21 protein-coding genes are annotated in these 26,447 nt (G+C 69.9%); 11 read left to right on the forward strand and 10 right to left on the reverse strand.

Features of this window, described 5'->3' with window-relative positions:
• Nucleotides 1-11: 11 nt before the first annotated feature.
• On the forward strand, nt 12-641 hold the full coding sequence (locus tag ACZ5QD_RS16560; protein WP_464366949.1) for a PepSY domain-containing protein: 630 nt from the start codon (nt 12-14) through the stop codon (nt 639-641).
• Nucleotides 642-644: 3 nt separating this feature from the next.
• Here ACZ5QD_RS16560 and ACZ5QD_RS16565 read toward each other — a convergent pair whose 3' ends face one another.
• The gene (locus tag ACZ5QD_RS16565) at nt 645-1,718 is read right to left on the reverse strand and encodes a D-alanine--D-alanine ligase family protein (protein ID WP_006897447.1); all 1,074 of its coding nucleotides are present in this window, start codon (nt 1,716-1,718) and stop codon (nt 645-647) included.
• Between the two features lie 39 nt (nt 1,719-1,757).
• On the opposite strand from ACZ5QD_RS16565, the gene ACZ5QD_RS16570 reads away from it, so the two are divergent.
• Nucleotides 1,758-3,074, forward strand: a complete 1,317-nt coding sequence (locus tag ACZ5QD_RS16570) for a UDP-N-acetylmuramoyl-tripeptide--D-alanyl-D-alanine ligase (protein WP_222110876.1) — start codon at nt 1,758-1,760, stop codon at nt 3,072-3,074.
• A 137-nt stretch (nt 3,075-3,211) separates the two neighbouring features.
• Here the strand turns inward: ACZ5QD_RS16570 and ACZ5QD_RS16575 are convergent, their stop codons facing one another.
• The gene (locus ACZ5QD_RS16575) at nt 3,212-3,670 is read right to left on the reverse strand and encodes a hypothetical protein (protein ID WP_006897445.1); all 459 of its coding nucleotides are present in this window, start codon (nt 3,668-3,670) and stop codon (nt 3,212-3,214) included.
• A gap of 44 nt (nt 3,671-3,714) precedes the next feature.
• Here ACZ5QD_RS16575 and tgt point away from each other — a divergent pair, with 44 nt between their 5' ends.
• The 4 genes from tgt (at nt 3,715) to ACZ5QD_RS16595 (ending at nt 9,004) form a co-directional block, all read left to right on the forward strand.
• Nucleotides 3,715-4,980, forward strand: a complete 1,266-nt coding sequence (tgt, locus tag ACZ5QD_RS16580) for a tRNA guanosine(34) transglycosylase Tgt (RefSeq protein ID WP_006897444.1) — start codon at nt 3,715-3,717, stop codon at nt 4,978-4,980.
• A 90-nt stretch (nt 4,981-5,070) separates the two neighbouring features.
• Nucleotides 5,071-5,889, forward strand: coding sequence for an ABC transporter ATP-binding protein (locus ACZ5QD_RS16585; protein ID WP_051999670.1), 819 nt, complete (start codon nt 5,071-5,073; stop codon nt 5,887-5,889).
• Between the two features lie 4 nt (nt 5,890-5,893).
• On the forward strand, nt 5,894-8,476 hold the full coding sequence (locus tag ACZ5QD_RS16590; RefSeq protein ID WP_006897442.1) for an ABC transporter permease: 2,583 nt from the start codon (nt 5,894-5,896) through the stop codon (nt 8,474-8,476).
• A 33-nt stretch (nt 8,477-8,509) separates the two neighbouring features.
• The gene (locus ACZ5QD_RS16595) at nt 8,510-9,004 is read left to right on the forward strand and encodes a hypothetical protein (RefSeq protein WP_062366338.1); all 495 of its coding nucleotides are present in this window, start codon (nt 8,510-8,512) and stop codon (nt 9,002-9,004) included.
• Between the two features lie 198 nt (nt 9,005-9,202).
• On the opposite strand, the gene ACZ5QD_RS16600 is transcribed toward ACZ5QD_RS16595, so the two are convergent.
• The gene (locus ACZ5QD_RS16600) at nt 9,203-9,970 is read right to left on the reverse strand and encodes a class I SAM-dependent methyltransferase (RefSeq protein ID WP_006897440.1); all 768 of its coding nucleotides are present in this window, start codon (nt 9,968-9,970) and stop codon (nt 9,203-9,205) included.
• Between the two features lie 28 nt (nt 9,971-9,998).
• On the opposite strand from ACZ5QD_RS16600, the gene ACZ5QD_RS16605 reads away from it, so the two are divergent.
• Complete coding sequence (locus ACZ5QD_RS16605; protein WP_045539056.1) at nt 9,999-11,129, forward strand: glycosyltransferase family 4 protein; 1,131 nt, start codon at nt 9,999-10,001, stop codon at nt 11,127-11,129.
• Between the two features lies 1 nt (nt 11,130).
• On the opposite strand, the gene ACZ5QD_RS16610 is transcribed toward ACZ5QD_RS16605, so the two are convergent.
• The 3 genes from ACZ5QD_RS16610 to ACZ5QD_RS16620 form a co-directional block, all read right to left on the reverse strand.
• Nucleotides 11,131-11,781 (reverse strand): ScbR family autoregulator-binding transcription factor, encoded by a 651-nt coding sequence (locus ACZ5QD_RS16610; protein WP_045539052.1) that lies wholly within the window; start codon nt 11,779-11,781, stop codon nt 11,131-11,133.
• A 302-nt stretch (nt 11,782-12,083) separates the two neighbouring features.
• Nucleotides 12,084-13,820, reverse strand: a complete 1,737-nt coding sequence (locus tag ACZ5QD_RS16615) for an MmpA family trehalose lipid delivery protein (RefSeq protein WP_464366950.1) — start codon at nt 13,818-13,820, stop codon at nt 12,084-12,086.
• Between the two features lie 15 nt (nt 13,821-13,835).
• Entirely contained in the window at nt 13,836-14,750 is a 915-nt protein-coding gene (locus ACZ5QD_RS16620) for an HpcH/HpaI aldolase/citrate lyase family protein (RefSeq protein ID WP_006897435.1), read from the reverse strand.
• A 41-nt stretch (nt 14,751-14,791) separates the two neighbouring features.
• On the opposite strand from ACZ5QD_RS16620, the gene ACZ5QD_RS16625 reads away from it, so the two are divergent.
• The gene (locus tag ACZ5QD_RS16625; protein ID WP_231875656.1) at nt 14,792-16,033 is read left to right on the forward strand and encodes a polysaccharide biosynthesis protein; all 1,242 of its coding nucleotides are present in this window, start codon (nt 14,792-14,794) and stop codon (nt 16,031-16,033) included.
• Here the strand turns inward: ACZ5QD_RS16625 and pgfA are convergent.
• Nucleotides 16,020-17,144, reverse strand: coding sequence for a cell envelope lipid trafficking protein PgfA (gene pgfA / locus ACZ5QD_RS16630; RefSeq protein ID WP_464366951.1), 1,125 nt, complete (start codon nt 17,142-17,144; stop codon nt 16,020-16,022). The two genes, ACZ5QD_RS16625 and pgfA, sit on opposite strands and share 14 nt — an antisense overlap.
• 80 nt (nt 17,145-17,224) lie before the next feature.
• Between pgfA and ACZ5QD_RS16635 the strand changes: the two genes are divergently transcribed.
• Nucleotides 17,225-18,457, forward strand: coding sequence for an acyltransferase family protein (locus tag ACZ5QD_RS16635; protein WP_375003088.1), 1,233 nt, complete (start codon nt 17,225-17,227; stop codon nt 18,455-18,457).
• On the opposite strand, the gene ACZ5QD_RS16640 is transcribed toward ACZ5QD_RS16635, so the two are convergent.
• The gene (locus ACZ5QD_RS16640; protein ID WP_464366952.1) at nt 18,414-22,571 is read right to left on the reverse strand and encodes an alpha-(1->3)-arabinofuranosyltransferase; all 4,158 of its coding nucleotides are present in this window, start codon (nt 22,569-22,571) and stop codon (nt 18,414-18,416) included. The genes ACZ5QD_RS16635 and ACZ5QD_RS16640 overlap by 44 nt on opposite strands.
• Nucleotides 22,572-22,675: 104 nt before the next feature.
• The gene (locus ACZ5QD_RS16645; protein WP_045537208.1) at nt 22,676-22,876 is read right to left on the reverse strand and encodes a DUF2613 domain-containing protein; all 201 of its coding nucleotides are present in this window, start codon (nt 22,874-22,876) and stop codon (nt 22,676-22,678) included.
• A 91-nt stretch (nt 22,877-22,967) separates the two neighbouring features.
• On the opposite strand from ACZ5QD_RS16645, the gene ACZ5QD_RS16650 reads away from it, so the two are divergent.
• A complete protein-coding gene (locus ACZ5QD_RS16650) occupies nt 22,968-24,164 on the forward strand; it encodes a glycoside hydrolase family 3 N-terminal domain-containing protein (protein WP_197078046.1) in 1,197 nt (398 codons plus the stop codon).
• Nucleotides 24,165-24,195: 31 nt separating this feature from the next.
• The gene (locus ACZ5QD_RS16655; protein ID WP_006897043.1) at nt 24,196-24,819 is read left to right on the forward strand and encodes a TetR/AcrR family transcriptional regulator; all 624 of its coding nucleotides are present in this window, start codon (nt 24,196-24,198) and stop codon (nt 24,817-24,819) included.
• Between the two features lie 738 nt (nt 24,820-25,557).
• Here the strand turns inward: ACZ5QD_RS16655 and ACZ5QD_RS16660 are convergent.
• Nucleotides 25,558-26,442: a MaoC/PaaZ C-terminal domain-containing protein gene (locus ACZ5QD_RS16660; protein ID WP_006897042.1), complete on the reverse strand. Its 885-nt coding sequence runs from the start codon at nt 26,440-26,442 to the stop codon at nt 25,558-25,560.
• Nucleotides 26,443-26,447: the final 5 nt, after the last annotated feature.

Genomic DNA, 26,447 nt, shown 5'->3' on the forward strand with positions numbered 1-26,447 from the left:
GAGGACACGCCTTGAACACACATGCGCTGAACATCAGACTCTCGGCAGCCGCGGTACTGGCCGCGGGCGCAGGTCTGCTCGCCGGGTGCGGAACCGACGACGCGACGCCGGAGACGAAGACCGAGACGATCACCCAGACCGCCGGGTCGCAGTCGCCGGCGGCGTCGTCGGCCGCGCCGTCGCGAAGCGGTGTCGATCTCGCCGCGACTGCGCCCGCCGTCTCCTGGCGCGACGCACTGCGGACCGCCGGCGCGCAGTTCACCGGGTCGCCCACCGCGGTCAAGCTCGAGACCGAGCACGGCCGGACCGTGTACGAGATCGAGCTGGCCTCCGCCACACAGGAATCCGACATCACGATCGACGCCACGAACGGCGGCGTGGTCGCGAAGACGACCGACGATCTCCACGGCGACGACGCAGCGCACGCCGGCGCGGAGCGGTTCGAGGCGGGTGAAGTCACCGTCGAACCCGATCGCGCCATGAGGGCCGCGCAGGCGCGAGTCGCCGGACCGGTGTCCGAGTGGAAGCTCCATCGCGAGAACGGCCGCCTGGTGTACGAGATCAACGTCGGCACAGCCGGCGACGACACCGAAGTGGTCGTCGACGCCGCCACCGGTGAGGTGATCGGCACCGACCGATGACGCTCAGTGCTCGGTGGAGAACGAGCTCCGTCGGCGATGCACTTCGAGTGCCAGCGTCACGAGGCGGTCGATCAGGTCGGGATAGGTGATCCCGGTGGCCTCCCACATCTTGGGGTACATCGATGCGGGGGTGAAACCGGGAATCGTGTTGACCTCGTTGAGGAGCCAGCCGCGACCGTCCTCCTCGTAGAAGAAGTCGACGCGCGCCAGGCCTGCGCAGCGCAGCGCCACGAAGGCGTCGGCGGCCAACTCGCGCACCTGCGCGATCGCCTCGTCCGACAGCGGTGCGGGAATCATCAGCTCGGCGGCGCCGGTGACGTACTTGTCCTCGTAGTCGTAGAAGTCACTGCCGGGCTTGATCTCTCCGGGGAGGGACGCGTCGGGGGCGGCGTTGCCGAGGACGGCCACCTCGACCTCGCGGCCGGTCACCGTCTCCTCGATGACGACCACGTCGTCGTAGCGGAGGGCGTGGTTGATCGCCGCGTCGAGTTCCTCGATCGAGTCGGCGCGGCTGACGCCGACGGACGAGCCCATGTTCGCCGGCTTCACGAACACCGGCAGACCGAGTTGCTCGGTCGCGTCGGCCAGCACCTGGCGGGCGTCGTCCACACCGTCGCGGAAGGTGATCCACTTGCACTGCGGGATGCCCGCGCGAGCGGCGATCTCCTTCGCCATCGCCTTGTCCATGCAGACCGCCGATGCCAGCACTCCGCAGCCGATGTACGGCAGCTTGAACAGCTCGAGCATGCCCTGCACGGTGCCGTCCTCGCCGTGCGGCCCGTGCAGCAGCGGGAACACCACGGTGAGGTCTTCGGGACGGCCGGCCAGCACCTGAAGCGGATTCACCTCGGGGCCTTCGACGTCGAGACTGTTCGGCAGTTCCGCGCCGGCGGCCAGGGCTTCGGCCGCGGCGTCGTTGCGGTGCCATCCGCCGCGCTTGTCGATGCCGACCGGGATCAGGCGGTACTTGGAGCGATCCGCGGCGGCCAGTACATGGGCGGCGCTCACACGGGAGACGTCGTGTTCGGCGGACACTCCGCCGTAGAGGACGACCAGGCGGATGAGGGGGGTGCTCATGGATGCAACCATACGTGCTTGCTTGTACCGTGGTCTGTCGTGCATCTCCTCGCCAGTCAGATCGCCGCCGCGACCGGCGGCACCCTTCACGGACCGGATGTGACGGTCGATTCCGCGAGCATCGACTCGCGGTCCGCGCGGCCCGGTCAGCTGTTCGTGCCGATCGTCGCCGCGCGTGACGGCCACGACTACATCCCGGCGGCGGTGCAGGCCGGCGCCCCCGTGTACCTGACCGACAGGACGCCGGATCCGGCCCTCGCCGCGACGGCCGTCCAGGTCGCGGACACCGCCGAGGCGCTCGCCGATCTCGGTCGCTTCGTCCGCGCCGGACTCACCGGCAGCGTCGTCGGCGTCACCGGCTCGGTCGGCAAGACGTCGACCAAGGACCTGCTCGCCGGCGTGCTGTCGACCACCTTCCGCACCGCCGCGAGCGAGAAGTCGTTCAACAACGAACTCGGGTTGCCGCTGACCCTGCTCGGCGCACCCGACGACACCGAGGCCGTCGTCTTGGAGATGGGCGCGCGCGGTGTCGGTCACATCGCACAGCTGTGCTCCATCGCCTCTCCGACGGTCGGAGTGCTCACCCGCGTCGAGGCGGTGCATCTGGAGATGTTCGGCAGCATCGAGGATGTGGCACGAGCGAAGGGCGAGCTCGTCGAGGCTCTGCCCGCCGACGGGCTCGCCGTTCTCAACGCCGACCACCCGGTGGTCGCGGCGATGGCGTCGCGGACCAGCGCGCGGGTCGTGACCTATGGTGTCGATCCCGCCGCGGACGTGCGCGCCACCGACATCGTGCTCGATGACCAGTTGCGTGCGGCCTTCACTCTGCACAGCCCGTGGGGCAGCGTGCCGGTACGGCTCGGGGCACGCGGCGAGCATCAGGTCGGCAACGCCCTGGCCGCGGCCGCGGCCGGCGGCGGCGTGGGGGTGTCGGTCGAGCGGATCGCCGACGGTCTGCTGCGCGCGGGTCTGTCCGGACTGCGGATGGAGATGAGCACCACCGCCGGGGGAGTCGTCGTCATCAACGACGCCTACAACGCCAACCCGACGTCGATGGCGGCGGGCCTGTCGGCACTGGCCCGCGTCGAGGCCGGACGCCGGTTCGCGGTGCTCGGCACGATGGCCGAACTCGGAGACGACAGCGACGCCGCCCACCGCGCCGTCGCCGAGCAGGCCCGTGAACTGGGCGTGACGGTGATCGCGGTGGACGAGCCCGCCTACGGCGACGGCGTGGCGCATGTCTCGGGCATCGAGGGCGCCGTCGACGCCCTGAGCGGACTCCGCAGCGGCGACGCCGTGCTGGTCAAGGGCAGCCGGGTCGCCGCCCTCGAACGAGTGGTGCAGGCACTCGGCTGAGCGTCGCACCGCGTCACCACACACAGACGCGACATTCGGCGACAGAACCCCCGTCCGGGACGGGGGTTCTGTCGCCGAATGTCGCGTTTACTGCGCGGTCTACTGCGCGCTCGATTGCGCGTGTTGGCCTGCGAGCCTCAGTTGGGCATCAGCGCGAAGGCCTGGCCGCCCTTGGTGCAGCGGGCGAGTTCGCCGACGGTCGTCGACGGTCCGCAGTCCCAGCCCGACACGGTCTGCGGTGCGCCGGTCGCGATCAGGGGTCCGTACTGCTTCGCGATGTCCTTGGCGGACGAGCACGACAGGTCGCCCGCGACGATGTGGATCTGGAGGGCGCCGTCGGGCCCCTTGGTGGGGCCGCAGGTCTTGTCCCCGGACGACGACGTCGCCTCGCCGGTGCTCTCGTCCGTGGCGGCGGTGCTCTGGGGCTTCGGTCCGCCGACCACCGGGACGCTGGTGTCGCTGGAACCGGTGACCGCGGAGGCCCCGGACTTGTCGGCGCCGGACGACGCCTCGTTCTCCGAACCGCAGGCGGTGGCGGCCAGGGCGATCGAACAGACGAGGAGTGCGGTCGCGGCCAGTTTCATCGTGCGAGTCATGGGCACAACGCTAACGAATTTGAGCGGCCGAGCGCACGGCTGGGATGATGGCCTGCGTGACCACCAGCCACTTCGCTCCGCGAACCCGCCTCGAAGGCACCACCGGGCGCACCGGGACCATCACCACACCGCACGGCGAGATCCAGACCCCTGCGTTCATCCCGGTGGGAACCAAGGCCACCGTCAAGACGGTCCTGCCGGAGTCGGTCGCCGCGCTCGGCGCGCAGGCCGTGCTCGCCAACGCCTATCACCTCTATCTGCAGCCGGGGCCGGAGATCGTCGATCAGGCCGGCGGTCTCGGCCGGTTCATGAACTGGCCCGGACCCACGTACACCGACAGCGGCGGCTTCCAGGTGATGTCGCTGGGCGCGGGCTTCAAGAAGGTCATCGCGATGGACCTGGTCGGCGAGCAGGACGACCACAAGATCGCCGACGGCAAGGAGCGGCTGGCCAACGTCGACGACGACGGAGTCACCTTCAAATCGCACCTCGACGGGTCGATGCACCGGTTCACCCCCGAGGTGTCGATGCAGATCCAGCACCGGCTCGGCGCCGACATCATCTTCGCCTTCGACGAGCTCACCACGCTGATGAATACGCGCGGGTACCAGGAGCGGTCACTCGAACGCACTCGGCAGTGGGCCATTCGGTGCCTCGCCGAACACAACCGGCTCTCCGTCGAGCGCTCGCATCGTCCGCAGCAGGCGCTGTGGGGTGTGGTGCAGGGGGCGCAGTACGAGGACCTGCGGCGGAAGGCGACTCGCGACCTCGTCGAGCTGAGCCGCATCGATCGTGAGAACGGCGGCAAGGGTTTCGGCGGTTACGGCATCGGCGGCGCGCTGGAGAAGGCCAATCTCGGCACCATCGTCGGATGGGTCACCGACGAGCTCCCGGACGACGCCCCGCGGCATCTGCTCGGGATCAGCGAGCCGGACGACATCTTCACCGCCATCGAGAACGGCGCCGACACCTTCGACTGCGTCTCGCCGACCCGGGTGGCGCGCAACGGTGCGATCTACTCGTTCGACGGCCGGTACAACATCACGAATGCCAAGTACCGCAACGACTTCCGGTCCCTCGATGAAGAGCTGGACAACTACTCGACGCAGTACACCCGTGCCTACCTGCACCATCTGTTCAAGGCGAAGGAAGGTCTGGCGTCCACGCTCGCGACCCTGCACAACCTCTCGTTCACGATCACCCTGGTCGATCGCGCCCGGCGCGCGATCGACGAAGGCGACTACGTCGAGTACCGCGACGAGTTCCTGCGCCGCTACTACGCCGGAACCCGGCAGGCCGAAGCCCGATAGGTCCGGATCGCGCGGCGAATCGTCGGGCGAGGCGGTGATTCCGGGTGGTCCCTGATGCGCGGGCGGCGCAATTCTGACACCTTTGTCTGCATGACAGAAACAGCACCGGCAGGCAAGCATGCAATGATCGCGGCGCGTGCGGACGATGTGGTGAAGACGTACGGCAGCGGCGACACCGCCGTGCACGCGCTTCGGGGCGTGTCAATCGGATTCCGTGCGGGAGAGTTCACCGCGATCATGGGGCCGTCGGGCTCCGGCAAGTCGACCCTGATGCACTGCCTGGCCGGACTCGACACGGTCACCGAGGGCGAGGTGCACATCGGTGACGTCGGTCTGGCCGGTCTGTCCGACAAGGAGATGACCAAGTTGCGGCGCGACCGCATCGGATTCGTCTTCCAGGCGTTCAACCTGGTGCCGACGCTGACGGCCGAGGAGAACATCACCCTGCCACAGGGGATCGCCGGCCGCGAGGTCGACCGCCCGTGGTTCGACACGGTGATCGACCGCCTCGGCATCCGGCCGCGACTGAACCACCGTCCCAGTGAACTCTCCGGCGGCCAGCAGCAGCGCGTGGCCTGCGCCCGCGCACTCGTCGGACGTCCGGACATCATCTTCGGCGACGAACCCACCGGCAACCTCGACTCGCGCTCGTCCGGTGAAGTGCTCGCCATCCTGCGCGCCGCGACCGACGAGTTCAACCAGACCGTGGTGATCGTGACCCACGATCCGCGCGCGGCGTCGTACGCCGACCGCGTCGTCTTCCTGGCCGACGGCCAGATCGTCCGGGAACTGCAGCGCCCGTCCGCCGACGACGTCTTCGAGGTGATGCGCAATCTCGACGACTCGGCACCGGGACAGGACGACCACGGGCAGTCGACGCGTCCCGCCGGATCCGGCGAGGTGAACTGAACCGATGGCTGCCAACGTCATGCGCAAGGTTTCTCTGAGAAGCCTTGCGTCTCACAAGATCAGGTTGATCCTGACGGTGTTCTCGGTGGTGCTGGGCACCAGCTTCGTCGCGGGCGCGGTCATCTTCACCTCGACCGTGGCCACCGCTTTCAACTCGATCTTCGACAACGTCGCGCAGGGAGTCGCGGTCGAGATCACCGCGGCGGGCAACGAAGCACCCGGCGTGCCCGTGACGATCGTCGACGATCTGAAGAAGAACGAGCAGAAGCTCGGAATCGAACGGGTGGCCGCCTCGAACTCCGGGCCGGTGACGCTCGCCGATTCGTCCGGCCGGGCCGTCCAGACCGGCGGAGCGCCGAGCGTCGGCATGAGCTACCTCCCGCCCGATGAAGCGGTCGGCGAGGACATGAAGTTCAGCGAAGGCCGCGCACCGGAGAAGTCCGATGAGATCGCGGTCAACTCCCAGGCCGCCGACAAGGGCGGGCTCAAGGTCGGGAGCCGGACGAAGGTGGTCGTCGGAGCCGGGCTGGCCCCGCCGATGGACGTCACCGTGGTCGGTCTCACCGACATGCCGTCGTCCACTGGCGGTTATGTCGGGGTGCTCTTCGACCAGGCGACCGCCGCCAAGCTGTTCTCGGACGGCAAGTACGTCTCGACCGTCGACCTCGCGGCCCGTCCCGGGGTGTCCGACGACCAACTGCGCGACGCCGTCCACGCCCATCTGGCCGACGTGGTCGCCCGATCGGGGAAGACCGACTTCGACCAGCTGTACAAGGTCCGCACCGGCGAGCAGGTGCGCGAGGACCAGAAGGAGAGCATCCAGCAGTTCCTGACGATCTTCCGGGCCATCCTGCTGGCTTTCGCCGCGATCGGCCTGCTGGTCGGCACCTTCATCATCTACAACACCTTCTCGATGATCGTCGCCCAGCGGAACCGTGAGCTCGCGCTGCTGCGCGCGATCGGCGCGAGCCGGGAGAACGTCTCCCGGTCGGTGCTGCTCGAAGCGCTGATCGTCGGCGTCATCGGCGGGCTGATCGGTCTGGCGCTGGGTGTCGCGATCGCCGCAGGCCTGCTCGCGTACACCCAATCGCAGGGTCTGCCGTCCAACGGCATCCAGGTCGGCGCGGCCGCGATCATCTCCGCGGTGTTCGTCGGAGTCGTCGTCACCCTGCTCAGCGCATGGATTCCGGCACGCCGGGCCTCGCGCATCCCGCCGGTGGAGGCCATGCGCGAGAGCACCGTGGAACCCGGCGCCGGCTCGCTCCGCGTCCGGACCCTGCTGGCGGCCGTCTTCGGTGTCCTCGGCGTCATCGCGCTGGTGATCGGCGGACTCGGGGAGGGGGCCGGCTCGGCCACCATCGTCGGAATCGGGGCGCTCCTTGCGGTGATCGCCGTGGTGCTGGGGGCACCCGCCATCTCCCAGCCCGTCGTGGGCGCGTTCGGCGCCCTCTTCCAGAAGCCCTTCGGCACCGTCGGCAAACTGGCCAGGACCAACGCGGTCCGCAACCCCCGGCGTACCGCGGCCACCGCGTTTGCACTCACCCTCGGCCTGATGCTCGTGGTGGTGATCGGCACTCTCGGATGGTCGTTCAAGGGCACCGTCGACTCGTCGGTCGACAAGGGCATCCGCGCCGACTTCATCGTCACCGGCACCAACAACATGCCGCTGCCGCTCTCGGTGGTGGACGCGGTCAAGGAGGCTCCGGGAGCGGACAAGGTGGTCGCGCAGGCATACGGCGAGGCCCGCTACGACGGGAAGGACACCTACGTGACCTCCCCGTACGGTGGTTCGATCGGTGACGTCGCGTCCATCAACGTGCTCGAGGGCAGCCTGGATCTGCCGGACGACGGGCTCCTCATCAGTTCCTCGCAAGCGCGTGACAACGGTTGGAAACTGGGGCAGACGGTCACCTTCACCAGCGGTACCGGCGACGAGGTCGCCACCGAGGTGACGGGGATCTTCGAGGACAACCAGGCGATCGCGTCGTCGATGGTGGGCTGGCCGACGTACGAGCAGCTCATGCCGGTCGCGATGAAGCGGATCGCGGGCCCGGTGCTGGTGACCGCGAAGCCCGGGGTGAGGGCGGCCGACCTGCGTAAGCAACTCGAGGACGCCACAGCTGAGTACCTCACCGCCCAGGTGCAGGATCGCGATCAGTTCAAGAACTCGATCTCCTCGCAGATCGACCAGATGATGGCGACGCTGTACGCGCTGCTGGCCCTGTCACTGGTGATCGCGGTGCTCGGCATCGTGAACACGCTCGCGCTGTCGGTGGTGGAGCGCAGGCAGGAGATCGGAATGCTCCGCGCCGTGGGCATGAGCCGGGCGCAGGTGCGCCGCACGATCTACCTCGAGTCGACGTACATCGCGGTGTTCGGGGCACTGCTGGGCACCGTGCTGGGTCTCGCGATCGGCATCCCGCTGGTGCGGACGCTGGCGTACTGGGGTCTGGAAGGCGTGGTGATCCCGTGGGCGCTGATCGGCGGGACGCTGGTCGGAGCCGCGGTGGTCGGGGTGATCGCAGCGCTGTGGCCTGCGGTGACCGCCGCTCGCACCCGCCCGCTCGAGGCCATCACCGCAGAATGAGGGGCTTCTCGCACCGGGTATACGGTGGTCGGCATGACTAGCCCCTCGCCCTCGGGCCGCGGCCGCACGGTGGTCCTGTCGTTGATCGTCGTCCTCGCGGTGATCATCCTGGCGGCCGTCGGGTTCCTGGTGTTCCGGTCGGGTTCGCCGAACTCGGGAACCGACCGGCCCTCGGCGACGCCGACCACCGTCACGACCACCAGCGAGGAGAGTGAGACGATCTCGTCGCCGAAGCCGACGCCGACCCGGACCACCCCGCGGGTGGAGCCCGGCTCGGTCACCTATCAGCTCACCGGAGACGGCGACGTGGTGGCTCTGGCCTATCGCGATTCCGGCGGTCGGGTGGTGGTCGCCGCGACGGGGACTCCGTGGTCGGCCAAGACGGTCGTGCCCGACCGCGAGGTCGAGATGACAGCGATCGTGGTGCGCGGTCCGGTCACGTGCACGATTCTGCAGGGCGACGACATGATCTCGTCGAGCACCAGCCGCGGCGGTCCGCTCCGCTGCGCGGGACGGTTGCCGCGCTAGACCGGTCCGTCTGCCTGCGAGGCACGCCGCGTTACGCGGCGTGCCTCGTTTCGTATTGTGCTCAAACACCTGTTCGGGATATGTTATCCACAGTTATCCACAACCTTCATCCACAATGTGCATGAATTACACACATGTAATTTCCACAGTGTGGATGGATTCAGGTGTGGGAAGCGTGTCCCGAAACCGCCCCTGACCTCAGTTTTTCCGGAGCACGAGGACCAGGTTGGTCGCTGCCGCCTCGCGGACCACGGGGATGTGCACAACTGGCCATGCGAACCTGGGGAGATAGCGCGGAATGGCGGCCAGCAGTTCGGCGTCGGCTGTGGATCGTGCCCAGCGCAGTCCCGCGGCAGCGGTGATCGGAAACAGCGACACTCCGTAGAGGTTCTTCGGCAGGTGACCGGTGCGCCGCGTGTACCAGCGCGCGGCGCGGTGGCCGCCGAGGTAGTGAGTCAGTCCCATCTCGTGGCCGCCGAACGGACCCCACCAGAGGGTGTAGCTGAGGACGATCGTTCCGCCCGGCCGGGTGACCCGGACCATCTCGTCGGCCATCGCCCACGGGGTCCGAGTGTGCTCGGCGACGTTCGACGAGTAGCAGACATCGACGCTTCCGGTCCGGAACGGGAGATGCTCGCCCTGCGCGCGGACCGCCGACCGTTGGTCGATCCCGGCGGCCGCCATCTCTCCCGCGTCCGGTTCCACCGACAGATAGGCGGCACCGCGATCGCGGAAGGCGTCGGCGAAGAACCCGGGCCCGCCCCCGACGTCGAGCACGGTGGCGCCCCGCAGCGGGCCGGGGTGGAGAGAGTCGATCATCACGGCGGTGTCGTGTGCGAGCGCCGAATAGAACCGGGCCGGGTCGGACTGCTCGTACCGGAAGGCGTCGAGGAGCCGCACCGAACGACGGATCGTGGCGTGCCGACCGAAGGCGGCGGCGGGAGCGGGGAACCGGGAACGCGGCATGCAGCCAGGTTCGCATACGCTGGAACGAATGAGCGTCCCGACCGATGTCCTGCTGCTGTGCTGGCGTGACACCGGCCATCCCCAGGGCGGGGGCAGCGAACGCTACCTCGAACGCGTGGGCGCCGAGTTCGCCGCCCGGGGTTCGCGCGTCACCCTGCTCACCGCCCACTATCCCGGTGCTGCGAGGAAGCAGACGGTCGACGGGGTGCGCATCGTCCGCGCGGGGGGTCGGCTCACCGTGTACCCGCGGGCTCTGGCCACCGTCGCCGCGGCCCGCTGGGGACGGGGACGGCTGGCCGGGTATCGGCCCGACGTCGTCGTCGACACCCAGAACGGCGTTCCCTTCTTCGCGCGCCTCGTCGCTCCCGCGCCGACCGTGGTCCTGGTCCACCACTGTCATCGGGAGCAGTGGCCGGTGGCGGGGCCGGTCCTGGCCCGGGTGGGTTGGTGGATCGAGTCGAGGATCGCGCCGCGGATCCACCGCCGGAACCGCTACATCACGGTCTCCGAACCATCCGCGGCCGAACTCACCGGTCTCGGTGTGGACCGGCACCGCATCACCGTCGTGCGCGGCGGAGTCGACCCGGTGCCGAACGGTATCGATGTGACCGGGCGGTCGGGCGGTCTCCGCCTGATCGCCGTCTCGAGGCTGGTGCCGCACAAGCAGATCGAGGACGCGCTCGAGGTGGTGGCCACGCTGTCCGCCGCGGGCGCGGACGTGCACCTGGACGTCGTCGGGGACGGATGGTGGGCGGGCCGGCTGCGCGCGCAGGCGCAGTCTCTGGGAGTCGTCGACCAGGTCAGCTTTCACGGGCACGTGAGCGATCGGCGCAAGCACGAGTTGCTCGCCGCCGCCGACGTCCATCTGATGCCGTCGCGGAAGGAGGGATGGGGGCTGGCGGTGATCGAAGCCGCACAGCACGCGGTTCCGACGATCGGCTATCGCAGTTCGGCGGGGCTGGCCGACTCCATCGTCGACGGGGTCACCGGCGTGTTGGTGGACGACGCCGTCCAACTCGCCCGGGCCGCCGCGGCCCTCGCGGCCGACCCGGATCGGCGGCGCGCGTTGGGGGAGGCCGCACGGGACCGTGCAGAGCAGTTCTCCTGGGCGGGAACCGCGGACGGGTTCGCGGCGGTCTTCGACGAGGTGTGCGGCTGACTCAGGCGCCGGGTTCGGTCGGCGGAGTCCAGCGTGCCCCGAGCAGATCGGAGCGCGCGGCGATGCGTTCGTCGGGCATCAGCGCCGTCACCAGGTAGTCGGCGAGCCGGTCGATGCGTGCGGGCAGATCGTCGTGGCCCGACACAGCGTAGGAGAGGACGTGGGCGCCGACGAACGACTCGGTGACGAATACGGCGGCCTCCTCGGCGTCGGTGTCCGGCGGCACGTCGCCGTCTTCGACGGCCTTCGTGACGAAGTACTTGATCGCTTCGATCCACGCGAGGTACACGGGGATCGGGGCCTCGCCGGAATGCAGTTCGATGATGAGGCGGATGCCCGCGCGGACCACCGGGTCGTCCACCAGCAGGCGGCCCATCTCCCGGCACAGCATCACGAGCTGTCGCATGCCGTAGGTGTCGGTCTGCGCGATGGTTCCGACCGCCCTCATCGAGGTGGCCTGGAATTCGTCGACGACGATCGCCGCGAGGTCGTCCTTCGACTGGAAGTGGAAGTAGATCGCGCCGCGGGTGAGGCCGGATTCGCCGACGATGTCGTTCAGTCGCGCCCGTTCGTAGCCGACGCGACTGAAGAGATTCGCGGCGGCGACCACGATCTGACGACGTGTCTCCACAGCCCTGGCCTGCTGGGCCATCGCCGCCCCCTCGGTGTATGAGAAATGCGCTCTGATGTGGTCGTATTCGGCACGTATGGTAACCGAGCGCGCTTGCGCGATATTACTTCAGAGTATACGGTTACATACCGGTGGACCGGTTTAGCCGGACACGACAACTGGAGCTGCGACATCGGCTGGGACACGGAGGATTTCCGCCGACTGACCGAGGGGTGCTTCAGCGACGTGCCGGACCGGGTGCACCGACGCCAGTGCGCGACCCCCGCGCTCGATCCGAACGCGAGGGTGGCGCACTGGCGTGCTTCTGCGGCGTGCTCGCCGCATCACTTCCGTTGAGCCGCTTCGTCTTCCTCGGTCTCCGGGGCCCTTCGACGGACGACGGCCGCGGCGAGACCGGCGGCCACCGAACAGATCCAGAGGACCAGGGCCGCGAATGCCGCCGCCCGCGCGGCGGTCGCCGGAACGGGCGCGGCCACGGCGCCGGGAATCCGGTACACGGTCAGATGCTCGCCCGAGTAGGCCGGAGCGGTTGCGGCCAGCCGGGCGGGCGGGTCCGACTCCTCGGCCACCACCCAGCCGACGCCGAGCCGTGCCAACCGCTGCGGGTCGCCTCCGTCTCGGAGAACGTCGAGGACCTGCGCCGTCCGGCCGGTGGGGGAGTCCACCGTCGTCCCGTCCACGGTTAATGCGCCCGAACCGATCACCGGTGCGTCCAGCATGCGCGGGAGCGGAGACAGCGACGGCCCCCGGGCCCACGACAGCCGTCGCACGGCGTCGCCGGGCCACAGGGCCACTGAGCCGCGGGCGCCGTCCGTGTCGTGGCCGACGAGCGCCGTCACCCGGGCGTAGTCGTCGGGGTAGATCACCGGCCGGATCTTGCCGCCCACACCCCAGGCGAGGTCGGGGAGCGGTGCCACGATCAGTGCGATCACCGCCGCTGCGGCGAAGCCGGCCGGTACGAGTGCACGCAGTGCGGTCACGGCGGCCGCCGCCGCGACCGCGACGAACGGGACGGCGAGCGCGAGGTATTTCTGCGTGTCGCGCAGCAGCCCGGCACCGGGCACATGCGCCAACAGGACGTCCATCACCGCCAGTCCGGGCGGTGTCGCAGCGACCACCACCGCCGCGATCGCGACCGCCGCCAGGAGTGCCTGCCCGGCGACCGCGGGGCTCAGTGCCCGGCGCATCCGGACCAGGACGCCGGTGCCGACCGCCACCACCGCCAGCAGCATCAGTGTCGCGACCAGGGCCCAGGGGGTGGTGCGGCTGGCGGGGACGGCGTCGGCGTTCCAGATGCCGCCGAGCCCGAGGGCGGTGCCGAGCAGCCCGAGCCCCGGCTCGGCACGCAGCGCGAACACCGCGGCGCCGCCGGAGGACCCGACGTCCGACGCGACCGCGGAGGCCACCAGCCAGGGAGAAGCGGTGATGAGCCAGCATCCCGCGGCGAGTCCCGCCGTCCGGATCGGCAGCCGCACCGCCGCCGCGGTGGCCACCGCCACGATCCCGGCCAGAAGCGAACCGGTGGGCGTCAGGCCGGCTGCCGCGAATATCCCGGCGAGACCGGCCCATTGGCGCCACGACCGCCGGCCGTCGGCCAGGTCGAGCACCGCGCACACCGTCCACCCGAGGGCGGCGTAGCCGGCCAGCAGACTCCAATGCCCTTGCAGCAGGCGCTCTGCCACGTAGGGATTCCAGATCCCGACGACGGCGGCGGCCACCGCACCGGCGGTGGCGGCGCGCGGGACGAGCCTGCGGGCCAGCCGCCCGTAGCCCGCTCCGGCCGCGAAGACGGCCAGGATCGTCAGGCCGGCCACCAGGAGGCCGCCGTCCACGAGACGCGAGCCGAGGGCGAGCAGCGCGTCCTGCGGGACCGCTCGCGGCGCCGTGCCGTCGATGCCGAGCGCGGCGGCCGTCAGCGGCGACTGCGGAGTCGCGACCGCGTCCCGGTAGAGCAGGTGGTTCCCGACCAGGGGCGCGCAGATCAGGGCGGTGAGCAGAGCGCTGACCGCGTAGACCGCCGCCCCGGTCTGCGCGGGCGTGCGCGTGGAGGTGGCGGTCACCGCACTGCCGTCGGATCAGAAGTGGTACGTGTCGGTCGGTGCGGGCATGTGGTCGTTGATCCCGTAGTCGCTCGGGACGATCTCGTATGCGCGGGCCAGTTCCAGAATCTTGGTGGCACGGGCGATCCGAGGCAGGTCGGAGCCGTTGCGGATCTCGCCGCCGTCCGCCTCGAACTCGGTGAAGAACTCACGCGCCCACTTGATCTCATCGTGTGACGGCGACAGCCCCTCGTTGACCGACGCGCACTGGTCGGGGGTGAGGCAGATCTTGCCGGTCATCCCGAACTCCGCGCTGACGGCCGTCGCCTCCGACAGCTTCAGGGCGCTGGAACCGACGGTCGGGCCGTCGATGGCCGACGGCAGGTTGGCGGCCTTGGCCGCGATGGTGAACCGTGACCGCGCATAGGCCAGCGTGGTCGGCTGCTCACCGAAACCGGTGTCGCGGCGGAAGTCGCCGATGCCGAACGCCAGGCGGAAGGTGCCCTTGGCGGAGGCGATCTCGTTGATCCGTTCCAGGCCCCGGGCGGTCTCGACCAGCGCGACGATCGGCACGCCCGGGACACGCTGGGCCGTCTCGGTCACGTGATCGACCGATTCCACCATCGCCAGCATGATCCCGCCGATGGACGTCCCGGCCAGCGCGGCGAGATCCGCCGCCCACCACGGGGTTCCGAAGCCGTTGATGCGAACCCAGTCGGAGTGACCGTCGGCGAGCCAGCGGACCACGTTGTCGCGGGCGGAGTCCTTGTCCTTCGGTGCGACGGCGTCCTCGATGTCGAGGATGACGATGTCGGCGCGGGAGCGCGACGCGGCCTCGAACCGGTCGTACTGCGCCCCGTTCACCAGGAGCCAACTGCGGGCCAGTACCGGGTCGATGCGGGACCCGACATCGGAGGGGTCGGGCTCGTTGAATGGTTCGGTGTCGTACATCGACTCTTAGCGCTCGTCTCGATCAGCTACGGATACTGCCGATGCAGTCTATCGCGCAGCGGCCGGGCACACTGGTCAGCATGGTCGACGCCGCCACGCCCCGCCGCGGGTCCACCGTGCGGTCGGTCGGCTGGGTCACCGCGGGTTCTCTCCTGGCCAATCTGCTGGCGTACGTGGTGCAGGTTCCGGCGAGCCGTGTGCTGGGGCCGGACGCCTTCGGCGAGTTCTCGGTTCTCAACGCGGCCATGCTCATCGCCTCGGTGCCGGCGCTGGCTCTGCAGGCGGTGGTGGCGCGCGAGGTGGTGCGGGGAACGCCGTCGCGTCGGCTGTGGAGGCTGATCGGCGTGGTCTTCGGCGTCGTCGCCCTGGTGTCGGTGCTCGCGGTGGCCGCGATGATGAGGATCGCGCACACCGATCTCGGACCCACCGCGGCAGCGCTCGCCGGTGCCGCACCGCTCGCGGTGGTCTCGGGCGGCCAGGGGCTGCTTCAGGGGGCGGGGCGGTTCCGGTTGCTCGGGGCGGTGCTCGCCGGCGTCGGGCTCCTGCGGTCGGTGCCCGTGGTGGGCGCGGTGTACGCGGGGGCGGACGCGGCCGGCGCGCTCGCGGCGGGGACGCTGGGAACGGCCGTCGCGGCGGCGCTGGTGGCCGCGGTCGCCGCAGCCGCGATCGGTCCGGCCGGACGCTCCCGAGGCGCGGCAGTTCCCGGGTCGAGGCTCACGCTGTCGGCGGTGGTCGCCGCGTCGGGCGTGCAGTTCGTGATGATCGTCGCGGTGTCGGTGGATCTGCTGCTGTCCCGATCGGTGCTGACCGCCGGGGACGCGGGCGTCTACGCGCTCGGCGCCGTCGCCACCAAGGCGGCGTTCTGGCTGCCGCAGGCCATCGGCGTGGTGGTGTACCCGAGGCTGGCCGACCCGGTGCGTTCGGCCGCCGCTCTCCGCGGTGCGGTCGGCGTCCTCGCGCTGACGGGTCTGGTCACCACCCTGATCGCCGCCGTCGGCGGCGGATTGGTGCCCGTGGTGATCTCCGACGACTACCGGCCGGTGGCGGGGTTGATGTGGTTGTTCGCGCTCACCGGAGCCCTGCTCGCGGTGCTGCAGCTGATGCTGTTGACCGCGATCGCTCGCGACCGCGCGCGGGGTGCGATCCCGGCGCTCGTAGTCCTCGTGGTGGAGGTGTCGGTGATCCTGACCGCGGTCGATTCGGTGGCCGGACTCGCCGCCGTCGCCGCCGGGGCGGCGGCCTGCGCGGTGGCCGCGACCGGCGCCTGGCTCACCGCTTCCTGACGCCGTCGTCTTCTCGCCCGTTCCGCACGCCGGTGCGGTAGACGTACACCGCTCCGCCGATCAGCGCCAGCACGCCCACGGCGCCGAGTGCGACGGGCAGGGTCCGCGTCACCAGAGTCACTGGGCGGGCGCGGTGCCGGGCGGCGTCGGCCCCGTCGATCCGGCTCTGCCGATCACCGGTGAGGACGGTGCTCAGATTGGGCAGGCGAAATCCCGTCAGCGCCGGATTCGACCCGGCTTCGCCCGGCGCGAACCGGTACTCCTCCTCGATCTCGATCCGCTCGTCCACCACCACGCCGGTCGCCGTGTCGACGAACAGGTCCCGAGTGGCGCGGTGATGGAGGCTGGCGGTCAGTCGTCGGCTCGGCGCCACTCCGGGGAAGGTGCCGAACCACGAGGCCGGGCGGGTGATCACTCCGCGCGGATCGGTTCCCAGCGCGCCCAGGTCGGTGTCGGGGATCACCGCGCGCAGCCGGGCCACCCTGCGGCCGTCGATCTCGGTCTCACCAGCGGCCTGCAGCGGAACCGTCTGCCTGGTGGTGACGTCGAAGTAGTCGCCGGGATCGCCGAAGCCGTACGGCAGTGCGTAAGTGCGACCCCGGCGGTCGGGGACGGCGACGGCGGCGTGCTTGTCGTCGTACTGGATCTCCGACCGCCCGGTCGGCGACGCCGTCACCCGGTTCACCGTCACCCGGTCGATGGTCGCGGCCAACGTGGGCTCTGCGCAGACTCGCTCGGCGTCCTGGGCCCTGCCGTCGACGAGGTACGAGTCCACGCCCAGCGCCGTGGCCGCCTGCAGTGTGACCACGTCGGAGTCCGACGGCCTCACCGCGACCGTCCGGCGGCGCTGCTGCAGATGCGCCTCGAGCACTCTCGCCGCGGGCGAGTCGATGGAGCAGCGGTCGAGGACCGTCGTGTCGTCGGAGGAGTCGGCGATCCATGTCTGGTCGACGCTCAGCGGCAGCTTCCTCAGGCCGGGACCGATGATCGGGCCCATCGCGACCGCCGCCGCCAGCAACAGTGCGCCGAGGAAGAACGCGGTCGGGGCGATGAGGTCCCGGGTCGACCAGCGCGGCCCGGTCCGGGGGCTGTCGGGAGCGGCGTCAGACACAGCGTCGACTGTATGTGAGGGGGCCGGCCGCTCGTCCGGGCTCCCGCCGCCGCCCTCGCTCGGCTTACCCTGGGCAGGACATGTCTGACTCGCAGCCGGCACCGGCCCGGCGTTTCTACCCCCAACTGGAGGGCCTGCGCGCCGTGGCCTCGCTCGGCGTGCTGACGACGCACGTCGCCTTCCAGACTCGGGTGACGCAGTGGCCGGTGCTCGGAGAGATCCTCGGCCGCCTCGACCTCGCCGTCGCATTGTTCTTCGCGCTCAGCGGATTCCTGCTGTGGCGCCCGTATGCCGCGGCGGCCCGCGACGACGGGGCTCCTCGGCCCGCCGTGCGCCGCTATCTCCGACATCGCTTCGTCCGCATCTGGCCGGCGTACGCGCTGGTGGTGGTCGCGGTGCTGGCTCTGCTGCCGCAGGCGCGCGGCGCCTCGGCGACGGTCTGGCTGGCCAATCTCACCCTCACCCAGGTGTTCGTCCCCCTCACTCTCGCGCCCGGCCTCACCCAGATGTGGAGTCTGTCGGTGGAGGTTGCGTTCTACCTGCTTCTGCCGGTGATCGGCTTCGCGCTGTACCGGGTACGGGGTGCCGCTGCCCGCCGCCGCATCCCGATCATCGTCGGGGTCGCGATCGTCAGCCTCGGGTGGACCTGGGTGACGCGACTGCTCGCGCTTCCCGCCGGTGTCGAGGCGCGCAACTGGGTGCTCGGGTACCTGCCGTGGTTCGCCGTGGGTCTGGTGCTGTCGGAGATCGCGGCCGCCCTCGCCATCGGCGGGCTCGACCGCCGATCGCGCGCAGTGCGGCTCGGCGCCGACCGCCGGGTGATGCTCGTGGTGTTCGTCGTCGCGTACGGACTCGCGTGCACGCCGATCGCCGGACCGGTCGGGCTCGGCGACATGACTCATCTGGCCTACGTGGCCAAGATGGTGCTCGGCGCCGTCGCCGCATTCGCGGTGCTGGCGCCGCTGGTGCTGTCCGACGGCCCGTTCGTCTTCCTCGACTCTCGGGTGATGAACGCGCTCGGCCGATGGTCGTACGGCATCTTCATCTGGCATCTCGCGGTGCTGAGCGTGGTCTTCGGGCTGTTCGGCATTCCGATGTTCGACGGTCACTTCGTATCTGTGTGGCTGCTGACGGTGATCATCACCGTCGCGCTCTCGGCCGCCAGCTACGCGTTCGTCGAGGAACCGCTCCGGGCGCGGTTGTCGGCGCGGGAGAAGCGACGGACCGCGGAGGTGCCCGCCGACGAACCGACGCCGGAACGCGCCGGCGTCACCGCGGCCGGCCGAACAGCGCCGCCGCCACCGCCGCGCTGACGGCGATCAGCGCGAACGCCTGGGCCCAGCCGCTGTAGCCGGTGTAGGCGGTGCCCGAATGCCAGGGTCCCGCGGCCAGCACCACCGTCGCCGCGAGCATCGCCGTGAACGTCAGCGCCGGTCGTAGGCGGGCGGAGAGCCGCCAGGTGACGGCCCCGGTCGCCGCCGCGATCAGCGCCCCCGGCCAGCCGGTCAGCAGGAACGCCGCCGCGAGGGCCGCGGCGGACGCCGCTGCGACCGCGCCTCGTCCGGCGCGCACGCCGTCGTCCGGCCGCACGGCCGGCTCGCAGCGGCGCCGTCCGAACCTCGGACCGAAGGCGACGGCGAACAGAACCACCACCAGCGCCAGACCGGCGCCCAGCGCCCACCGGTACGGCGAGTCGAGGTCGACGGTGAGCGCGACGGTGCCGCCCGTTCCCGCCGGCACGATCCAGCCCTGCTGCCAGCCGTTCACCACGACCGGCTTCAGTTCTCGGCCGTCGGCGCGTGCATGCCAGGCGGGATTCGTGCTCTCCGGAACGAACAGGATGCGGTCGGTGTCGGCGGCGTCCACCGTCAGCCTCCGGTCCGTGGGCGCCCATTCGGTCACCTGCGGGTGTGTCACCGCAGGCGAGGAGGCCTCCGCGCCGGGACGCCGGAGGGTCACCGCGTCGACGGTGAAGGCGCGTCCCGGATTCACCGCGACCTCCTGCTCACCCGCCGGCAGTCGCAGCGACGGGCCGGGGCACGCGGTCGCCGATACGCTCTCGCCGAGGCGCAGCGCGCCCACCGTGGTGCGGACATGCAGTCGGAGCATCTGGCCGGCTGCCGTGACACCCATGCCGTACGGGCCGGACGGGTCTGTGGCGCAGCCGATCTCGATGATGCGATGGTCGTCGTCGGGTACGTTCGGGCCGCCCGGCAGCACTTGGGCCTCGCTGATGCCGACCGGTGCGTCCTTCGCGAAACCGAGATCGTTGACGTCGATCAGATCGCTCTGCTCCTCGATCGTCAGCACCACGGTGTCGGCCCGGGCGGCGGGAACCGACAGCACCCCGTCCGTGCCGACCCGCGCTGTCGTCCGCACCACCGTCCGATCACCGTCCCGCAACTCCACGGACACGCGGGTCGGGTGCGCCGGATAGTCCGCGGGCGTCTGGAGACGGATCCCGGACACTTCGCGAGGGGCGGGCAGATGAAGGGTCAGAACGGGTTTCCTTCCCTTCGGGAACGTGTCCGGATCCGGTGCGGTCCACGTGGTGTTCGGATCACCGTCGACGGCGGCCGATGCGTTGCCGCGCGGATCGGCCACCGACGACTGCGCCTCCGCGCGGATCGCGCCGGTGCGGGCCAGCAGATCCGAGAGTTCACCGCCGGCCTTCGGTCGCAGCGTGACATGCACGTCGGCGTCGGTCTGCGACGGCACCGACAGGGTCCGGGAGAACACGCCCGGCGTCTCCGGACTCAACCCCACCGCCGGGGAGCAGCGCACCCGGCCGTCCGCCGCGGTGACGCAATCCGGGATCGGACCGAGTTCGGGGGAGAGCACCCAGCCGGACACGTCGTCGGCGGCGTCGAGTGTCGGCAGCACCGTGCGCTGCCGGATCGACAGCGGGACACCGGTGTTCGCGTCGGCGACCGACAGTTCGGCGATCGCGAACTGATTACCGGCCGAGCCGTCGGCGGTGTCGATGGCGCGGACCTGGACGCTCGACGTGGGCCCCGACGGCACCAGGATCCGGGTCGGCACTCCGGGTTTCACTCCCTGAGCCACGGTGCTGCCGGAATCGGACGAGACCAGCAGCGTCGAGACGTCCGGCCCGAGCGCCTTGGCCGTCGTGACGGTCACCGCGAGGTCGTCCTGCGGATGGGTGAAGTCGATCGAGAGCCACCTGCCGACCGCCGACTCCAGACCGCGACTGACCCAGGCGGTGTCCGGATCGCCGTCGAAGGCGGCGGCGGTGGAATTGGCAGGCGACGTCCGGCCGGGCTGCGTCGCGTCGGCGGCCGAGCCCGAACTGGTCACGCGCACCATGCCCGGCTGGTTGTCGAGCAGCCATTGCGCGCGGACCAGCGGCTGGCCCGGCACCGGGTAGTCCGGCGCCGCGTTCTTGGTCAGCCGGGGATCGTCGGGGCCGCGAATAGCCGAGGAATGGTCGTCGACCCGCCCGAAGTCGGTCTCCCGGTCGACAGGGGAGTCGGTCACCACCGCCGGAGCGTCGGGCAGGCCCGCGCGCCTCGCGTCCGCGGTCAGCAGCGCCGGACCCAGCGGTTCCTCTCCGGCTCGGCTGCGGGCGTCCTCCACCGCGGCGAGGGCCTCCGGTCCGCCGGTCACCCGCGTCATCGCGCCGACGTCCACCAGTCCGGGCGCGCCGGCGGTCGTGGCACCGGTGCCGTCGGGAGGTCCGACCCGGTAGACCGTCACCGCCGGCATCGGCGGACGCAGTCCGTCGTCCACGACCACGCCGTCGAGCGTCGGCGGTGAGACGTCGGGACCGAACCGGGCCGCCTCCGTCAGTCCGGGTGAGTTGCGGATCGCCTGCGCCACCAGCAGCGGTCGTGCCGACCGTGACGTCACCGCGTCCAGATCGGCCCGCAGCACCAGGTATCCGACACCCTGTTCGGCGAGTGTCGCGGCCAGTCCCGGTGATCCGCGGCCCGAGCTCAGCGCCCGTTGCACCGAGTCCATCGCGCGGATGGCGCCCGGCGGCGTCAGGGGAATCGCGTCGCGGACGGCCCACGGCGAGTGCGCCAGCGCCTGCAGCGGTTCGTCGCGCGTGAGACCCCAGATCTGGTCGGCGAAGGGCGCTCCCGGGACCACCAGGGCGCGCGACGGAGTCGGGGAGCCGGCCTGCGCGGCGTCGAGCCAGTCGGCCGTCTGCTGCCAGTAGTCGGGGACCGCGCGGTAGCTCTTGGCCGGTGCCAGCCCGCCGGTCCACAGCAACGACCCGGAGCCGAACGCGGCGATCACCACCACCAGTGCGGCGGCCACACCTCGTTCGGCACCGCGGCTGCGGATCGGGACACGGACACGCGCGAGCAGATGCGCGATTCCCATCGCGAGGGGGAGCCGGACCAGCGGATCGAACTTGTGGATGTTGCGCAGCGCGGCGCCCGGACCGTCGAGGAAGGCGATGACGGTCTCACGCACGGGCGAGCCGAGTGCTCCCGGATATCCGAGACACAGGGCGAGAAGGCCGATCACCAGGATGGTCAGGAAGCGGCGGCGGTGCGGCATCGCCCGCATCGTGAGACCGGCCAACCCGGCGGCGGCGAGGATGCCGGTCGCGACCACCGCGGCCGGCTCGGAGACCAGAACGGCGCCCACAGCGCGTTCCGGGGAGACGAACGGCGTCCACGAGTCGGTGCCGCGCAGCACTTCGGTGAGGGAGGTCCATTCGGTGGTGACGCTCGCCGACTCGATGAAGTCGAGGAAGGGCGGGGAGACCCGCGAGAGGATCAGCAGCGGCACCACCCACCACAGGCACGCCATCGCCAGACCCGCCGCCCACCATGCGCCGAAGACCAGTCCGCGACGGCGGTGTCCCCGGTCGCGCCGCGCAGTCGCCAGCAGCCACCAGATCGCCGACACCGCCACGGCCGCAGCCGTGGCGACGGCGTTCACCGCACCCATCAGCGCCACCGCGCATGCGGACCGGGCCGCGTTGCGCCACAGTGGACGGGGGTCGGACGCGTCGAGAGCCCGGACCACCGGGAGCAGCACCCAGGGCGCCAGCATCATCGGCAGCGTCTCCGAGGAGATGGTGCCCAGCGTGGTCATCACGCGGGGGGCCAGTACGAAGACCCAACCGGCGATCAGCCGCGATGTGAACGACCCGACGCGCAGCGCCTCGGCGAGACGGACCACGCCCAGGAAGCCGACGGTCAGCAGAATCGCCCACCAGAATCGCTGAGTGATCCACGGCGGCACGTGCAGGATCTCGCCGACGGCGAAGAACAGGCCGTGCGGGAAGAAGTATCCGTAGGCCTGGTTCTGGATCTGGCCCATCGGGGCATCCGGCGACCACAGGTGCGCGGCGCGGGTGAGGAACCCGATCGGATCGGCGGTCAGGTCCAGCTTGGTGTCGGGCGAGATGCGGCCGGGGCGCTGGAGTAGACAGACCGCCAGCGCCACGACAGCGACGATGAGTGCCTGCGCCCGCGTCAGAATCCGGCCCGGGCCGCCCGGCTCAGTTGCTGCGGGACTCGACCGAGCGGACCGGCGGAGGAGTGCGCGAGTCAGTTGTTGGCGTCTTCGCCGCCGCGGGATCCGTAGTCCACCGATCCCTGAACGAAACCGTTGTCGGCGTTGAAACTGTTCACGTCGGTCGACGGCTTGGTTTCGGAGGCGAGCTGCCCGCCGAGGAAGACGGCGCCGATGCCGACGAGCACGCCGGCCACTCCGGCGACGGCACCATAGATCAGGCGTTCACGCAGCATGGATTCCAAGGTACCAGTTCAGTCGGCGCCGCCCGGGCTTCGTCCGCCGCGCCGATCCGGCCGTCGCGAGCGAGCATGAAACACTGGGTGGATGAGCCCGCTCACGCATCTACGTCCCAGCCGTGCTCTCGTCGCCCTCGTCGCAACGGCAGGCCTTCTCGCCTCCGCGGCGTGCTCGGACTCGACCGGCGATCAGGCCGCACCGTCGTCGCACACGACGACGAGTTCGCGGACCGTTTCCGCCTCGAGCAGTGCTCCGACGGTTCCCGCCGCGTGCGGCTCCGAGGAACTGGCCGGGATGAAGCTGCGCGACAAGCTCGCTCAGCTGCTGGTGGTCGGGGTGCAGAACGGGGCCGACGCGCGGCGGGTGGTCGCGAAGGAGCACATCGGCGGAGTGTTCGTCGGCAGTTGGACCGACCTGTCGATGCTGAGCGACGGCACCGTCGCCACGCTCTCGAAGAGCCAGAAGGTCCCGCTGATGGTGACCGTGGATCAGGAGGGTGGCCGAGTGAGCCGCCTCAAGTCGCTGGGCATCGACATGCCGTCGGCGCGTGTGCTGGCGCGCACCAAGACGCCCGAGCAGGTCCGGCAGCTCGCCAAGGCGGCCGGCGAGAAGATGGCGAAGCTCGGTGTCACCGTCGACTTCGCTCCGTCGGCGGACGTCAGTGCCGAGCCCGACGACGAGGTGATCGGCGACCGGTCGTTCTCGAACGATCCCGAGGTGGTCACCGAGTACGCCGGTGCCTATGCGCGCGGGCTGCAGGACGCGGGCATCATGCCCGTGTACAAGCACTTCCCCGGCCACGGGCACGCATCGGGGGATTCGCACACCGGCGCCGTCACCACGCCTCCGCTGGCGGACATGCAGAACACCGATCTCGTTCCGTACCGGACTCTGCTGCGCAGTCCCGGGACCGCGGGCGTGATGGTCGGGCACCTGATCGTTCCGGGTCTGACCGGGCCGGAGACGCCCGCGAGCATCAGTCCGGCGGCGATCGGCATGTTGCGCACCGGCAAGAAGTACAACGGACCGGCGTTCGACGGCGTCGTCTTCTCCGACGATCTGTCCGGCATGAAGGCGATCACCGACAAGTACACGATCGAACAGGCGGTGCTGAAGGCGATCACCGCCGGCTCGGACATCGGCCTGTGGCTTTCCACCGATCACGTGACCTCGGTGCTGGACACCTTGGAGAAGGCGGTCGCGGACGGGAAGCTGTCGCAGCGCCGGATCGACCGCTCGGTGCTCCGGATCCTGAAGGCCAAGCACGTGGTGAACTGCTCCTGAGGCGTTCTTACTCGATGGTAAGTTTGTAGTCATGGCTAGCGGAACCAAGCGGCTGCCGCGGGCAGTTCGAGAGCAGCAGATGCTCGATGCTGCGATTTCAGCGTTCGCCGCGAATGGCTTCGCGGATACCTCGATGGACGCCATCGCCGCCGAGGCCAAGATATCCAAGCCGATGCTCTACCTCTACTACGGCTCCAAGGACGAACTGTTCAGCGCCTGTATCGCGCGCGAGTCCGGCCGGTTCATGGAAGCCATGTCGGCGGGTTTTGATCCCACGATGAGGCAGAAGGACCAGGCGCGCACGCTGGTGCGTGAGTTCCTCCGGTTCGTCTATCAGAACTCCGATTCGTGGCGAGTGCTCTACCGGGTCGCGGTCGGGACCGCGACGTTCGCACACATCGTCACCGAGAGCCGCGAGGGAATCACCTCGATGATCACTGATCTCATCCGCCGCGGCACCACCACCGAGGGTGCGAGCGACGTCGATTTCGAATTGACGGCGGTGGCCCTCGTCGGCGCCGGCGAGGCCGTCGCCGACCGGATCGCCGAAGGCGACATCGACCTCGAAACGGCCACCGACCTGCTGCTCGGCATCACCTGGCGCGGTCTGCGCGGTGTCGGAGTGTCGGAGGACGCCGTCGGCGACGAGACATAGTCGGATCCCTCACGCGGCCGGGCCCGGTTTGAGTGAACCTTCCAGGCCAGTTGGGCGGGTTCTTCCCAGGCTTGTTGAGCGAGTTCTTCCTGAGGCCTGTTGAGCGAGTTCTTCCTTAGGCCTGTTGAGCGAGCGCAGCGAGTCGAAACAGACATGCACATGTTTCGACTCGCTGCGCTCGCTCAACAAGCCTGGGAGAGGACTCAACAAGCCTGGGAGAGGACTCAACAAGCCTGGGAGAGGACTCGGCGAGTTGCCCTTGCGGCTCGTCGTGCGAGCTTTCCCTAGGCCTGTTGAGCGAGTTCTTCCTTCGGCCAGTTGAGGGGGTTCTTCCTTCGGCCAGTTGAGTGGGTTCTTCCTTAGGCCAGTTGAGCGAGCGGAGCGAGTCGAAACAGACATGCACACGTTTCGACTCGCTGCGCTCGCTCAACAAGCCTGGGAGAGGACCCAACAAGCCTGGGGGAGGACTCGGCGAGTCGCCTTTGCGGCTCGTCGTGCGAGCTTTCCCTAGGCCTGTTGAGCGAGTTCTTCCTTAGGCCCGCTGCGCGAGCATTTCCTTAGGCCTGTTGAGCGAGCTCTTCCTTCGGCCAGTTGAGTGGGTTCTTCCTTAGGCCAGTTGAGCGAGCGGAGCGAGTCGAAACAGACATGCACACATGTTTCGACTCGCTGCGCTCGCTCAACAAGCCTTGAGGAGGACTCAACAAGCCTGCGGGAGACTCACCGAGCGCGGGCAAGCGGTCAGACGCGCGGACGCGTCGTGGCGGTCAGATGCGGATAGCCCTTGCGGCGGTTCAGGATCGACAGGTCGTATCCGTCGGCCACCCGGTCGGTGTACATGTTCACCTTCGCGGGCAACAGGATCGGCTTCCCGAAGCGGACCGAGTACACGACCGATTCGGGGAGCTGAGCCTCGACGTTCGCGAGCACGGCGGCCGCACTCCACATGCCGTGGGCGATGGCGCGGCTGAAGCCGAAGGCCTTCGCCGTCAGGTCGGCCATGTGGATCGGGTTCCGGTCGCCCGAGGCGTTCGCGTACTGGCGGATCAGACCGAGGTCGACGCTGACTACGCGATCGGGCGGCGGCGGTGCGACGTCCTTGGGCGCCGGGCCTCGTTCGGCGTCCGACAGGCTCGTGCGCTGCTGCTTGAGGAATGTGCCGGTCTGGACGGCGACCAGTTCGCGGCCGACGCGGAACTCCGAGACCACGTCCACCAGCATGCCCTTGCGGTGCTCCCGGAGGTTCTCGGCGTGAGTCGAGACGGTCAGCGGCTCGTCGACGCCGATGGCCCGGATCCGCTCGATCCGGTTCTCCAGATGCACCGCGCCGACCGCGCCGAACGGGAAGTCCGGCGAGACCATCACGGTCATCGCGAGCGGGAACTGCAGAACGAACAGGTATGTCAACGGTACCTGCGCACCGAACTGCAGACCCGTGGTGCGGCAGTACTCCTTGAGCTGCGCCTCGTCGACGCGCAGGTTCTCGATCCGGTAGACGGTGTCGGGCAGTGACGCGTCCGCGCTGACGCGGGCCGGCTTGCCGATCACCGGGAGCATCGCGCTCACGGCTTTCGGGTAGATCTGGCCCGCGCCCGGCAGGGACGTCAGAGTGACGGTCTTGGTCATGGCAG

This window comes from Gordonia sp. J1A (assembly GCF_055393515.1).